Origin of the sequence: Pseudomonas congelans (genome assembly GCF_900103225.1) — a bacterium.
GTDB lineage: Bacteria > Pseudomonadota > Gammaproteobacteria > Pseudomonadales > Pseudomonadaceae > Aquipseudomonas > Aquipseudomonas congelans.
In genome coordinates, this window is record NZ_FNJH01000011.1 from 132,072 (window position 1) to 145,578 (window position 13,507).

The window sequence follows — 13,507 nt, forward strand, 5'->3', positions numbered from 1 at the left end:
GTGCAGCCGCAGAAGTTTCTGTGCCTGACATAACGACTTCGCGAACAAGGCGGATCGCCGCCCCGGTCGCTCCTACAAAAGCCCCGTTTCCCCTACTCATCAAGACTTCTGCGTAACGCTGAGCGCAGAGCGTGGGAACGAGAGGGAAACAATCAGCCGCGGTGACGGCCGCGGAAGTAGTTGATCAGGCCTTGAGTCGAAGCATCGTCAGCCGGCTCTTCGGTGCCGCCCGTCAGACGTTGGTATACCGCCTTGCCCATTTCCTTGCCCAGCTCCACACCCCATTGGTCAAAGGCGTTGGTGCCCCAGATCACGCTCTGCACGAACACCTTGTGTTCATACATGGCCACCAGCGCGCCAAGACGACGCGGGCTGATGCGCTCGACCACCAGCGTGTTGCTAGGACGGTTGCCGGGGATGACCTTGTGCGGTGCCAGCTTCTGCACCTCTTTCTCGTCCATACCCTTCTCGCGCAGTTCGGCTTCGGCTTCTGCGCGGGTCTTGCCCATCATCAGCGCCTGGCTCTGCGACAGGCAGTTGGCGTACAGCCACTGGTGATGGTCGGAAACCGGGTTGAAGCTGACGATCGGCACAATGAAGTCGGCCGGAATCATCTGCGTGCCCTGGTGCAGCAACTGGTGGTAGGCGTGCTGACCATTGGCACCCACGCCGCCCCAGATCACCGGTCCGGTATCGGTCGAGGTCGGCGTACCGTCCTGACGGACGCTCTTGCCGTTGGATTCCATGTCCAGTTGTTGCAAGTGCTTGGTGATGTTTCGCAGGTAGTGGTCGTACGGCAGGATCGCGTGGCTTTGTGCGTTCCAGAAATTGCCGTACCAGACGCCCAGCAAGCCCAGTAATACCGGCATGTTCTGTTCGAAAGGCGCGCTCTGGAAATGCTGGTCCATGGTGTAGGCACCGGACAGCAGTTCCTTGAAGTTGGACATGCCGATGGCCAGCGCGATAGGCAGACCGATGGCCGACCACAGCGAATAGCGACCGCCGACCCAGTCCCACATCGGGAAGATGTTTTCTTCACGAATGCCGAATGCCACGGCCGCCGCGTTGTTGCTCGACACAGCGATGAAGTGGCGATGCAGTTCGACTTCCGAGCCGCCCTGCGCCAGATACCACGCACGTGCAGCCTGTGCGTTTTTCAGGGTTTCCAGTGTGTTGAAGGATTTCGACGAAACGATGAACAGCGTGGTCTCGGCACGAATCTTCATCGACAGCTCATGGAACTCGCTGCCGTCGATGTTGGCCAGGTAATGGCAGCGAACACCTTTGTGCGCATAGGCCACCAGCGCTTCGGAAACCAGCTCCGGGCCGAGGAAAGAGCCACCGATACCGATGTTCACCACGTCGGTGATCGGCTTTTCGGTGTAACCGCGCCACAGGCCGTCATGGATGCGGCCGACCAGTTCGGTCATCTGATTGAGTACGCGGTGTACGTCCGGCATCACATCGACGCCGTTGACTTTCAACTTGTCGCCGACCGGGCGGCGCAGAGCGGTGTGCAGGGCAGGGCGGCCTTCGGATGAGTTGACCAGCTCGCCGTCATACTGAGCCTTGATCGCGTCCTTGAGGCCCACTTCGCCAGCCAGGCTGACCAGCAGGTCGCGGGTTTCGGTGGTGATCAGGTTTTTGGAGTAGTCGAGAAACAGACCGGCGCTGCTGAGGGTAAATTGGCTGAAGCGCTGCGGATCGGTATTGAACGCTTCGCGCATGCTGAAGTTCTGCATGGCCTGGCGGTGTTTGCTCAACGCTTGCCAGGCGGGCAGAGCGGTCACATCGGAAGGAGTGCGGTAGTACGCCATCGCTGCGGGTTTCCTTTAACTGGTTCTGTCTTTGGATATTCTTGGAGCGAGGTCGCAAGCTTTCTCACGGGCTACACATCGCAGACTACCCTTCGCGTACCTGTTTGTCTGCGCCTCGCCTTACATGACCCCGGTACTTTTTCGCACACAGGCAACCGGGGCTTTGTCTCGAATACTGCCGGTTGCGGTTCAGGCAACCTGTACCGTTATGGCATTACCGGTGTGTCTTAGTTCATTGCCTGCGCACATCCTGTCAGCTTCTGGTCAGGTGCAGGTTGTCGATCAAGCGGGTTGTGCCCAGAAATGCCGCGGCGAGGATGACCAGGTCGCGATTTTCGGCATTCGTCGGGCGCAGGCTGGTGGCGTCGCGTATCTCCAGATAATCGATGCGAAAACCAGCGTTCTCCAGTTGCCGTTTCTTGCTTGCCAGCAGCGTGTCGAAATCCTGCTCGCCGGCACTTATTGCGTCGGCGGTCTGGCGGATCGCCTGATACAACGCGGGTGCTGCGGCGCGCTGATCGTCGCTCAGATAGCCGTTGCGCGAGGACAGCGCCAGCCCGTCGTCGGCACGTACCGTCGGTTCGCCGATGATCTGGATCGGCATGTTCAGATCACGGACCATGGCCCGGATCACGGCCAGTTGCTGGAAGTCTTTTTCCCCGAAGATGGCCAAGTCAGGCTGCACCATGTTGAACAGCTTGCTGACCACGGTCGCGACACCTTCGAAATGGCCGGGACGGCTGGCGCCACACAGGCCTTGCGACAGGTGCGGCACGCTGACCAGCGTCTGGTCGGCCATGCCGTGCGGGTACATTTCTTCGACGCCTGGGGTGAATAGCAGGTTGCAACCGGCCTGCAGGAGCTTTTCCTGATCGGCAGCCAGCGTGCGAGGGTAGGTGGCCAGGTCTTCGTTGGGGCCGAACTGCAGCGGATTGACGAAAATGGTGGCGACCACGAAGTCGGCACGCTGCGCCGCCTTGGTGACCAGCGCGGCGTGGCCGCTGTGCAGGTTGCCCATCGTCGGGGTCAGCGCAATCCGCTTGCCTTCGCTGCGTGCCCGCGCAACAGCGGCGCGCAGGTCCTGTACGGTTTTTACTGTGTTCATGCCGAGAATCCGTGTTCAGTGGCCGGAAAGCTGACGTCTTTGACGGCGGCCACGTAGGCCTGGATAGCCGACTGGATATCGGGCTGACCGGTCATGAAGTTTTTCACGAACTTGGGCACGCGCCCGGTGATGGACAGGCCGAGCATGTCATGCAGCACCAGGACCTGGCCGTCGGTGGCGCTGCCTGCGCCAATGCCGATGACCGGGATCTTCACCGCGTGGGTGATTTCCTCGGCCAGTTCGCTGGGCACGCACTCCAGCAGGATCATTGCTGCGCCCGCCTGTTCCAGAGCGATTGCATCGGCGCGCATCTGCCGCGCCTGTGCCTCCAGCCGACCCTGAACCTTGTAACCGCCCAGCACGTTGACCGCCTGCGGCGTAAGGCCCATGTGCGCGCACACCGGAATGCCGCGTTCGGCCAGCAAACGGATCGACTCGCCCAGCCAGGCGGCGCCTTCGACCTTGATCATGTGTGCGCCCGCCTGCATCAGCGTCGCGCTGTTGATCAGGGTCTGCTCCAGTGTGGCGTTGGCCATGAACGGCAGGTCGGCGAGAATCATTGCGCCCTGGTTGCCGCGTTTCACACACGCAACGTGGTACGCCGTTTCAGCGGTGGTAACAGGCAGGGTGCTGTCGTGACCCTGCAGGACCATGCCCAGCGAGTCGCCTATCAGCAGCACTTCGACACCCGCCTGGGAGGCCGTGTGGGCGAAGGTTGCGTCGTAGCAGGTGAGCATGGTGATTTTCTCACCCTTCTGCTTCATGGCCAGCAGCGACGTAACGGTTATGTTCGGCATGTAAAGTCCTCCATCAGGCGCTGTGAAGACGGGTGCTCAGCGCGTGAGAGTCATCCTGGAAAAGCAGGCACACCGTCGTGTCGCGGTGTTTTGCAAAGGCCTGTTTCGCGCCCGTTCGCCTGTGGTGTGGCGGCGGGAGGCCTATCTTCGTGAGGAGGGGGCGTGAAGTCAATTGAAGGTGTTACCTGTGCGTCGGACCGGTTACACCGGTGCGGTGACAGACAGGCTTCATGCCTCGGCGGGCAGACGCTCGAGACCTGTGAACGGGCATTCATCGAGCAAACGATTTAGTGGGCGCCCGTCAGCCAGTGTCAGACCCGGAGCCAGCTCTGCCAGCGGGTACAGCACGAATGGCCTGGCCTGCATGTGGTAATGCGGCACTTTGAGGCGTGGCTCGTCGATCAGACGGTCGCCGAACAACAGGATATCGAGGTCCAGCGTGCGCGGCCCCCAGCGTTCGTGGCGTTCGCGGCCCTGATCCAGTTCAATGGCCTGTAGCGCATCAAGCAGTGTCAGGGGCGGCAGAGCGGTGTCGATTGCGGCGACGGCATTGGTGAAGCGCGGTTGGCCGGGCAGTAGCGAGTCGCTGATATAGAAGGACGACACGCCGCTCAACTGACAATCGGGCAACTGCGCAATGGCCTTGAGGGCGCTGCGCAATTGCTCGGCCGGGTCAGCCAGGTTGCTGCCCAGACCGATGTATACGCGTTCAGTGGCCAACAGCGGTTCATTCACCGCTTTGCGCCTCGCCCGTGGCGCGCTTGCGTTTGGCACCGCTGTTACGACGACGCTTGCGCGGGGCAGCGCCCGCCGCCTCCGGCTTGTTGCTCAGGTCGCGAATCATGTCGCGGCGCTCGCTGTCGTTGCAGTCCTGGTAATCGGTCCACCACTGGCCCAGACCATCGGTCTGTTCGCCCGCCGTTTCACGCAACAGCAGGAAGTCGTAGCCTGCGCGGAACCGCGAGTTGTCAAGCAGCAGGTCGGCGCGTTTGCCCGAACGGCGCGGCAGGCGCTCCTGCATGTCCCAGATCTCGCGGATCGGCAGCGTGAAGCGCTTGGGGATCGCGATGCGCTGGCATTGTTCGATGATCAGTTCGTGAGCGGCTTCCTGCATGGCTGCGATCGGCGGCATGCCACGTTCCTGGGCACGCAGCACTTTGGCGGGCAGCGCAGGCCAGAGCAGGGCAGCGAACAGGAACGCCGGCGTGACCGGTTTGTTCTGCTTGATGCGCAGGTCTGTATTGATCAGCGCATTGCTGATCAGCGTGTGGGTGTAGGTCGGGTTGTATTCCAGGGCCTTGGAGCTGGCCGGGAACAACGGTTCGAACAGTTCCAGATCCACCAGCATTTCAAAGGTGGGGGCGGCATGTCCGGAAAGGAACAGTTTGAGCACTTCCTCGAACAGGCGTGCCGACGGAATGTCACGCAGCATCGGCGCCAGTGCGCGGATCGGTTGAGCGCTGTGCTTCTCGATACCGAAGTCCAGCTTGGCCGCGAAACGCACGGCACGCAGCATGCGTACCGGGTCTTCTTTATAACGCTGTTCCGGATCGCCGATCAGGCGGATCAGGCGATTGCGGATGTCATGCACGCCGTTGGCGTAATCCAGAACGCGCTCGCTGACCGGGTCGTAGTAAAGCGCGTTGATCGTGAAGTCGCGACGCTGGGCGTCTTCTTCAAGCGTGCCGTATACGTTGTCACGCAGGATGCGTCCGCTTTCATTGCGCGAGGACTGGTTGCTGTCCTCTTCCTCATCATCCTGGGGATGATTGGCGCGGAACGTCGCCACTTCGATGATTTCGCGACCGAAATGGATGTGCACCAGCTTGAACCGGCGGCCGATGATCCGCGCGTTGCGGAATTCGGCACGCACCTGTTCGGGCGTGGCGCTGGTGGCGACGTCGAAGTCCTTGGGCGTGATGTTGAGCATCATGTCGCGTACGCAGCCACCGACCAGATAGGCCTGGTAGCCGGCATTCTGCAGGCGCTCGACGATATTCACGGCATAGCGGCTGAACTGACTGCGTTGCAGCGAGTGTTGGCTGCTGTTGAGCACTTCAGGCGTGGTGCGCGTATGTTGCTGCGGTTTGCGCAGTGGGGAACGAAATGACTGGAACAACTTCTTCAGCATGGGATGCACTGTTTGAAGGAATATTCGGCCAAAAACGTGGAATGACCGCATGATGGGCGGGGATTCTAGCATTTAGTCGAGTGATGGTGTAGGAAGCTGTCGCTGAAGGACAAACGATGACGCGGATAAAGGCGGGGAAGCTACTGGGGGAGCCGAAGCTCCCCCAAAGTGTGTGCTCTTTATTATTGTTTTCTGCCTGGGCTTCTTGTTTTTGTTGAGTGCCCATTCACGAGACTCGCGTCTGTGAAACCTCCCAGTCGGGAGTCAAGAGCAAACGGATTGCTTTGGTCGCTGCGTTGCAATGATCATTCGATCCAACCAGTTCAGGCGCTACCTAAGGGTAGTTTTTGTTGTTCTCGGCCTGGTTGCGGGGCAAGCCCCAAATACAACTCCTCTCCAAAAGAATCAGTTAGCTGCGCCTCCGCCGTGTTGTTCTTGTTATGCGTGAGTCGATTCGTATTGTTTTTATTGTAGGTGTCGTACTGCTTGTTGTTCTTCTTGTACTAAGGATATAGCAGAAGCTGTGCCAACTTTTACCAAGCCCCGTAAACCGGGCCTTTGCGGGCATCAGACGGTTTTTGCTCACACAAAAAAGCCGGGCCTGCGTTACCGTAAGACCCGGCTTTTGTTACGTGAAGCGCTTGAGGTAACAGTTTGTCCCCGCCCTGCGCACCGCGTGCCAGAGCCTTGGGCTGGTTTTATGTCTCGCTGGCGACGCCCTTGCGTCGCGGGATGCCCAGACGCTGACGGCGTTCCCACAGACATTTGCGACTGACGCCCAGTTTGCGCGCCAGCTCGGTTTCAGTCATGTGGTCCTGATGTTCCAGAACGAAGTGCTGAAAATAGTCTTCGAGGGACAGGTCTTCGGCAGGCTCGTTGCCCGACGAGCCGGAAGAGCCCGGCAACGGCGCCATGCCCATGTACTCATCGTCATCCAGACCGTCGAGTTCGATGTCGATACCCAACAGGTCAGCGGTGATTTCCGGGTTCTCGCACAGAATCACCGAGCGCTCCACAGCGTTTTCCAGCTCGCGTACGTTACCCGGCCAGCTGTAATGACGGATCGCCTGTTCGGCGTCGTGTGCAAATGTGAGGTCGTCGCGCCCGACCTTGCTGCTCTGGCGGACCAGAAACGCACGGGCGATTTCCAGGATGTCGCTGCCCCGTTCCCGCAGCGCGGGGAGTTTCAGGGCGATGACGTGCAGGCGATAGAACAGGTCTTCACGAAACTCGCCATTTTTGGCCAGCGTTTTCAGGTCGCGGTGGGTCGCGGCAATCAGGCGCACATCGACCTTTTGCGATTGCACCGAACCGACGCGACGAATCTCGCCTTCCTGCAATACGCGCAGCAGTCGAGCCTGGGCTTCCAGCGGCAGTTCACCGATTTCATCGAGAAACAGCGTGCCACCGTCAGCGGCCTCGACCAGCCCTGCGCGGCCTGCGCTGGCCCCGGTGAACGCGCCTTTCTCGTGACCGAACAGTTCGGACTCGATCAGCGATTCGGGAATGGCCGCACAGTTGACGGAAATCATCGGCGCCTTGGCACGGCGTGAGAGGTTGTGCAGGGCGCGGGCGACCAGTTCCTTGCCGGTGCCCGATTCCCCTTGAATCAGGACGTTTGAATCAGTCGGGGCGACTTTGCGGATCTTGCTGTAGAGATCCAGCATGGGTGGGCATGAGCCGATGATGCCGATCTCGCCGTTATGGTTCTGAGACGGGCCTTTTTCAGCGCTGCTGGTTTTGGCAGTGGTGCTGCGTTCGTCCTGAAGGTGCTTGACCGTTTGCCGATCACGCAGGATCCGCGAGACTGCCTGCAGCATTTCATCGTGATCGAAGGGTTTGGCGATGTAATCCACCGCGCCCATCTTCATCGAATCGACTGCCGAACGCAGGCTCGCGTAACTGGTCATGATCAGCACCGGTTTGCCTTCGCCAAGCTTGATCAGCTCGGTGCCGGGTGCGCCGGGCAGGCGCAGGTCGCTGACGATCAGATCGAACGACGGGATGCTGAAGCGTTCCTGAGCCTCTTGAACGGAGCCTGCTTCACTGACTTCATACTGGTTGCGTTCAAGCAGGCGACGCAGGGCTGAGCGGATAATCGTTTCGTCTTCGACGATCAAAATATGCGGCATTGATTCAGTTCTCTCGACGGTCTCAGTTCGCGGTGGACGTCGCGTCGACATGGCGTGGCAAGGTCACCCTGATTCGGGTTCCACGCTGCTGCTCGGGATCGGCCGGGCTGTCGATGGTGATTTGTCCATAATGCTCTTCAACGATGGAATAGACCAGCGCCAGGCCAAGTCCGGTTCCCTCGCCAGGATCCTTGGTGGTGAAGAACGGCTCGAACAATCGGTCCATGATTGCCTTTGAAATCCCACTGCCTTCGTCTTCGACGATCAAGTCCACAGTGTGCTCGGATACTTCGCTTCTGACCCTGACTGCGCTGCCTGCCGGGGAGGCATCGCGGGCGTTGGAGAGCAGATTGATCAATACCTGCGCCAGCCGCTGCGGATCGCCGACAGCCCAGTGCTCGGGGTTGCACAGGTTGTAGAAGTGTACTTCGAAATTGCGCCGGTTCAGCGCCAGCAGACCAATAGCATCCTGAGCCACCACGGCCAGACAGACGGCTTCGTCGCTATGCTGATGGGCGCCTGCGTGGGCAAAGCTCATCAATGACTGGACGATGCGCGATACGCGTTTGGTCTGTTCGAGGATCTGGCTGCTGATTTCCTTGAGCTCGCCGTCTTCTTCACGTTCTTCGCGCAGGTTCTGGGCGAGGCAGGCAATGCCGGTGATCGGATTGCCGATCTCATGCGCCACCCCGGCGGCCAGTCGGCCGATACTGGCCAGGCGTTCCGAATGCACCAGCTTGTCTTCGAGCATCTGCGTGTCGGTCAGGTCTTCGACCAGCACCACCAGGCCGCTGTTGCCCGGCGCCAGGGGCTCGTTGATAGCCGCCTTGTGCAGATTGAGCCAGCGTGTCTGACCGTCCAGACCGAGTTTCTGCTTGTGCAAATGCTCATCGGGCAGGCTGGTAAAACCGGTCAGCAGGCCCTTCCACGGCTCGGCAATGGTTTCCAGCCGTGAACCGACCACGCGCTGGGCGACGATTCCGGTCAATTCTTCCATGGCCCTGTTCCACATCAGGATCTCCTGATCTTCGGCCAGCGAGCACACCCCCATCGGCAGTTCCTGAAGGGTCTGGCGGTGGTAGCGGCGCAGGGCATCGAGTTCCGCGGCAAGGCCGGTGAGGCGCGAGTGGTAATCCTCAAGCCGGCTTTCAATGAAATGTATGTCTTCGGTGACGTATTTTTCGCTGCCCGATTTGTACGGCAGGAAGGTTTCCACCATGTCCTGCGCAACGCTCGGGCCCATCAGCCCGGACAGGTTGGCCTCGATGCGGTCGCGCAGGCGGCGCAGGGCATAAGGACGGCGCTCGTCGAACGGCAGGTAGAGATCGCGCAGCGCTTGCTCGACCTCCTTCTGCGCGGCTTTCGCGCCCAGCGGCTTGGCCAGTTGGGTGGCGAACTCCTGCGGCGACACGGCGTGCAGTTCTCGGCGTTGCGGGCGGCGCACATTATCGACCGCGCAGGCCTCGGCGGCCCCGGCTTCTTCAGGGCTGGCATTGGTGAACAGCGATATCAGGGTGAACAGCAATACGTTGGCGGCGAGCGAGGCGATGGCTGCCATGTGCCAACTGGTGTCGTCCAGCACATAGATCATGTTCAGCCAGGGAATATAGAAGCCCTGCAGGTTGCCGATCAGCGGCAACAGCATGCTGACCGCCCAGACCGAAATGCCGGCCAGCAGCCCGGCAATGAAGCCGCGCCGGTTGGCGGTCGGCCAGTACAGCACCGACAGCACGCCCGGCAGGAATTGCAGGGTCGCAACGAAGGCGACGATACCCAGATTGGCCAGGTCCTGCTGAGCGCCGAGCATGAGGTAGAAGCCGTAACCCAGCGCGATGATCGCCACGATCAGTCCGCGTCGCGTCCACTTCAGCCAGCGATAGATATTGCCCTCGGCGGGTGGCTGATAAAGCGGCAGCACCAGGTGATTGAGGGCCATGCCGGACAACGCCAGCGTGGTGACGATAATCAGACCGCTGGCCGCCGATAGCCCGCCGATGTAGGCGAGCAGGGCCAGGGACTTGCTGTTGGCGGCGATACCGATGCCGAGCGTGAAATATTCCGGACTGGTGGTGGCCCCCAGCTTTAGCCCTGCCCAGAGGATCAGCGGCACTGCCAGGCTGATCAACAGCAGAAACAGCGGCAGACCCCAGCTCGCGCTGACCAGCGAGCGCGGGTTGAGGTTTTCCGTGAAGGTCATGTGATACATGTGCGGCATGACGATGGCCGAGGCGAAGAACACCAGCAGCAGCGTGCGCCACGGGCCTTCCTGCAAAGGTGTGTGCAGCGAGGCGAGAGCGGTCTGATTCTGCAGCAGCCACAGTTCCAATTGTTGCGGGCCGTCGAACACCCCGTACAAGGCGTACAGCCCGACGCCGCCCAGAGCGATCAGCTTGATCAGCGATTCAAAGGCGATGGCAAATACCAGCCCTTCGTGTTTCTCGCGGGTCGCGATGTGCCGTGAACCAAAGAAAATCGTGAACAGCGTGATCAATGCGCAGAACGCCACTGCGACCCGATCCTGCACCGGCTCGCGGGTCAGAATGCCGATGGAGTCGGCGACCGCCTGAATCTGCAAGGCCAATAGTGGCAGCACGCCGATCAGCATGAATACGGTGGTCAGCGCGCCGGCCCAGGTGCTGCGAAAACGAAAGGCGAACAGATCGGCCAGTGATGACAGCTGGTAGGTACGGGTAATTCTGAGGATCGGGTAAAGCAGCACCGGCGCGAGGAGGAAGGCTCCGGACACCCCCAAATAACTGGACAGAAAGCCATAGCCATACTGATAGGCCAGGCCGACCGTGCCATAGAACGCCCAGGCGCTGGCGTAGACGCCCAGTGACAGGGTGTAGGTCAGCGGATGACGAATGATCCAGCGCGGAATCAGACCATGTTCGCTGACCCAGGCTACACCGAACAGCACCAGCAGGTAGGCGGCACTGACCAGCAACATCTGCGTCAGACTAAAGCTCATCGGCATCTCGCTGGCTCTGCAGAATGAACGTCACCACAATCAGGATCAGCCACAACATGTAAGGCCGATACCAGGCACCGGTGGCATCGATCCACCAGTCCATGATGGCTGGAGAGAACAGATAAATGCCGACCACCAGAAGCAAAACCAACCGGTATATGTACATCTGGTCTCCCTGCGCTGGTAGATGAGGAGCGGCATGTTAACGGATGCCGGATAACCTGCAAGTATCCTTGCGTCGCAGTTTGCGGCGACCGCTCTGGATCAGTCTATCCGGGCTTCCTCAATATTGCGCAGTCGAGGTATCAGGTCAGCGTTCCAGTGACGGATGCCCCAGGCAAGCACTTCCTGCGCAGTGCCATCGGTCATGTGTGCATCGAGCGGTTGGCCCAATGCTCGCAAGGCCCGCAGCAGCAGTGGCGTCGCCTGATCGGCCGGCAGCGGTGGCGAGCGATAGGACTTGCCCAGCTTGTGGCCATCCGGCTGGGTGATCAACGGTACATGCAGGTAGCGCGGTTGGGGCAGGCCCAGCAGTTCCTGCAGGTACAGCTGGCGGGGGGTCGAGTCGAGCAGGTCGGCACCGCGGACGATATCGGTGATGCCTTGCCAGGCGTCGTCAATGACCACGGCCAGTTGATAGGCATATAGCCCGTCGCGCCTGCGGATCACAAAGTCACCGCTTTCGCGCCCCAGGTGCATTTTGAAGGTGCCCTGAACCCGGTCTTCGAAGCGATATTCCAGCTCCGGTACGCGAATGCGGATCGCGGCGTTGTCCGGCGAATGTCCTGCATTGCGGCAGAAACCCGGATAGACACCCTGAAAGTCTTCAAGCTGTTTGCGCGAGCAGGTGCAGGCGTAGGCCAGGCCATGATTGAACCAGCGCTGGAGGATCTCGGCGTAGGCGTCATGGCGCTCGCTTTGTCGCACCATCTGGCCGTCCCATTCAAAACCGTAGCGCTCAAGCGTCTCGAGAATCGCCGCCTGCGCGCCGGCCACTTCACGCGGCGGGTCGAGATCCTCCATGCGCAACAGCCACTGACCGTCTGCCGCGCGCGCATCGAGATACGAGGCGAGGGCTGCGATCAGCGAGCCAAAATGCAGGTAACCACTGGGAGTCGGCGCAAAGCGCCCGATATAGGCCGGTTTTTTCATGGGCGGGATGTTACGGGTGACGGGCTTGGGCGGGCAAGTGGAACGCAGAGGATAGAAAAGGTGACCTGAGCCGAACCCAAATTCACCTGACATCGCAGAACCGCTATGTGACGCGGAGCGTCACGAACGGCATTCCCACGCGGAGCGTTGGAACGATAGTCAAAACAATCTCATGCCTTACTCGCAGCCGCTGCCAGCGAAGCGCTTTTCGACCACAATGGCACTGACGACGCAGAGTGCGACGTAAGTGACGGCTGAGTCCTGGCGCTGATCCGGGGGTAACTCGGCAAGGATGCCGAGTTAGCCGCACCGGGCCATGGATGGCCCGTTGCGGCGACCCCCGGATCAGTGTCAAGACGAAGGAACCCGACGAAGTCGGGCCGGAAACGGAGCTTGGGGGTTTGCTTACTTTGGCCCCATCAAAGTAAGTCGCCGAGGGGCGAAAAGGTGACCTGAGTCGGACCTCAATCTACCTGACATCGCAGAACCGCTATGTGACGCGAAGCGTCACGAACTGCATTCCCACGCGGAGCGTTGGAACGATAGTCAAAACAATCTCATGCCTCATCCGCAGCAGCTGCCAGCGCGGTGCTTTTAAACCGCGATGGCACTGACGATGCAGGTTGCGGTGAATCGCATGGTTCACGAATACAATGGTCCAGACGCCCCATTTTCAGGTGCTTTACTGGCCTCTTCGCGAGCAAGCGAAGCGTCGCCCGGCTCACTCCAACGGCCTTCGGCCAGAATCAAGAGCAGATTTGTGTATAACGATGAGCGCAGAGTGTGAAGAATGAGAGGTGTCCGAAGAGACATTTCCCTTGGCATGCGCTCCAGAGTGCTTTCAACAGGCACAAAAAAAGACGCCGAAGCGTCTTTTCAGTCAAAGGCGGCCCCAGGTCATTTACCGACCTGTTTTTCCTTGATTTCTGCAAGGGTCTTGCAGTCGACGCACTGGTCTGCAGTCGGGCGTGCTTCAAGACGGCGGATGCCGATCTCTACGCCGCAGGATTCGCACCAGCCATATTCTTCGTCCTTGATCAATTGCAGCGTCTTGTCGATCTTCTTGATCAGCTTGCGTTCGCGATCGCGGGCACGAAGTTCGAGGCTGAACTCTTCTTCCTGACTGGCACGGTCGGCCGGATCAGGGAAGTTGGCAGCTTCATCCTTCATATGGTCTACCGTTCGGTCGACCTCTTGCATCAAGTCCTGCTTCCACTTGTTCAGGATCTTGGTGAAGTGCGCGCGCATCGGCTCGCCCATGTACTCTTCACCCTTCGTTTGCACGTAGGGCTCAAAGCCGCTGATTAGATGGTTCTGTTGCTTTTCTGGGGTGGGCATGTCTGGACCGCCTCTCACTCTTCTAATCTATTGCGCAGGATTGTTCCATCACCGACACCCGTCG

Annotated in this window: 11 protein-coding genes; all 11 read right to left on the reverse strand. The window is 60.0% G+C overall.

Annotation, left to right across the window (positions count from 1 at the left end; genetic code table 11):
- Positions 1-152: 152 nt before the first annotated feature.
- The 11 genes from pgi to dksA all read right to left on the reverse strand — a co-directional run bounded on the left by pgi (position 153) and on the right by dksA (position 13,443).
- Positions 153-1,817, reverse strand: coding sequence for a glucose-6-phosphate isomerase (gene pgi / locus BLR20_RS25025; RefSeq protein ID WP_010428585.1), 1,665 nt, complete (start codon positions 1,815-1,817; stop codon positions 153-155).
- A 253-nt stretch (positions 1,818-2,070) separates the two neighbouring features.
- Positions 2,071-2,922 carry a pantoate--beta-alanine ligase gene (gene panC, locus BLR20_RS25030; RefSeq protein WP_054992626.1) on the reverse strand — a complete coding sequence of 284 codons (852 nt, stop codon included), beginning with the start codon at positions 2,920-2,922 and terminating at the stop codon, positions 2,071-2,073.
- Complete coding sequence (panB, locus tag BLR20_RS25035; RefSeq protein WP_054992625.1) at positions 2,919-3,719, reverse strand: 3-methyl-2-oxobutanoate hydroxymethyltransferase; 801 nt, start codon at positions 3,717-3,719, stop codon at positions 2,919-2,921. Before panB ends, panC begins: the two co-directional genes overlap by 4 nt.
- Positions 3,720-3,947: 228 nt before the next feature.
- The gene (gene folK / locus BLR20_RS25040; protein WP_054992624.1) at positions 3,948-4,454 is read right to left on the reverse strand and encodes a 2-amino-4-hydroxy-6-hydroxymethyldihydropteridine diphosphokinase; all 507 of its coding nucleotides are present in this window, start codon (positions 4,452-4,454) and stop codon (positions 3,948-3,950) included.
- Positions 4,447-5,850, reverse strand: coding sequence for a polynucleotide adenylyltransferase PcnB (locus tag BLR20_RS25045; RefSeq protein WP_054992623.1), 1,404 nt, complete (start codon positions 5,848-5,850; stop codon positions 4,447-4,449). The genes folK and BLR20_RS25045 overlap by 8 nt, the downstream gene beginning before the upstream one ends.
- Positions 5,777-6,076, reverse strand: coding sequence for a hypothetical protein (locus BLR20_RS27910; protein WP_156357940.1), 300 nt, complete (start codon positions 6,074-6,076; stop codon positions 5,777-5,779). Before BLR20_RS27910 ends, BLR20_RS25045 begins: the two co-directional genes overlap by 74 nt.
- A gap of 472 nt (positions 6,077-6,548) precedes the next feature.
- Positions 6,549-7,982: a sigma-54-dependent transcriptional regulator gene (locus BLR20_RS25050; RefSeq protein WP_010428596.1), complete on the reverse strand. Its 1,434-nt coding sequence runs from the start codon at positions 7,980-7,982 to the stop codon at positions 6,549-6,551.
- 22 nt (positions 7,983-8,004) lie between these two features.
- Entirely contained in the window at positions 8,005-10,959 is a 2,955-nt protein-coding gene (locus BLR20_RS25055; RefSeq protein ID WP_024641215.1) for a sensor histidine kinase, read from the reverse strand.
- On the reverse strand, positions 10,943-11,119 hold the full coding sequence (locus BLR20_RS25060; RefSeq protein WP_002552060.1) for a hypothetical protein: 177 nt from the start codon (positions 11,117-11,119) through the stop codon (positions 10,943-10,945). The genes BLR20_RS25055 and BLR20_RS25060 overlap by 17 nt, the downstream gene beginning before the upstream one ends.
- Positions 11,120-11,217: 98 nt before the next feature.
- Positions 11,218-12,105 (reverse strand): tRNA glutamyl-Q(34) synthetase GluQRS, encoded by an 888-nt coding sequence (gluQRS, locus tag BLR20_RS25065; RefSeq protein WP_054992703.1) that lies wholly within the window; start codon positions 12,103-12,105, stop codon positions 11,218-11,220.
- A gap of 897 nt (positions 12,106-13,002) precedes the next feature.
- Positions 13,003-13,443: an RNA polymerase-binding protein DksA gene (dksA, locus tag BLR20_RS25080; protein WP_003317723.1), complete on the reverse strand. Its 441-nt coding sequence runs from the start codon at positions 13,441-13,443 to the stop codon at positions 13,003-13,005.
- Between the last annotated feature and the right edge of the window lie 64 nt (positions 13,444-13,507).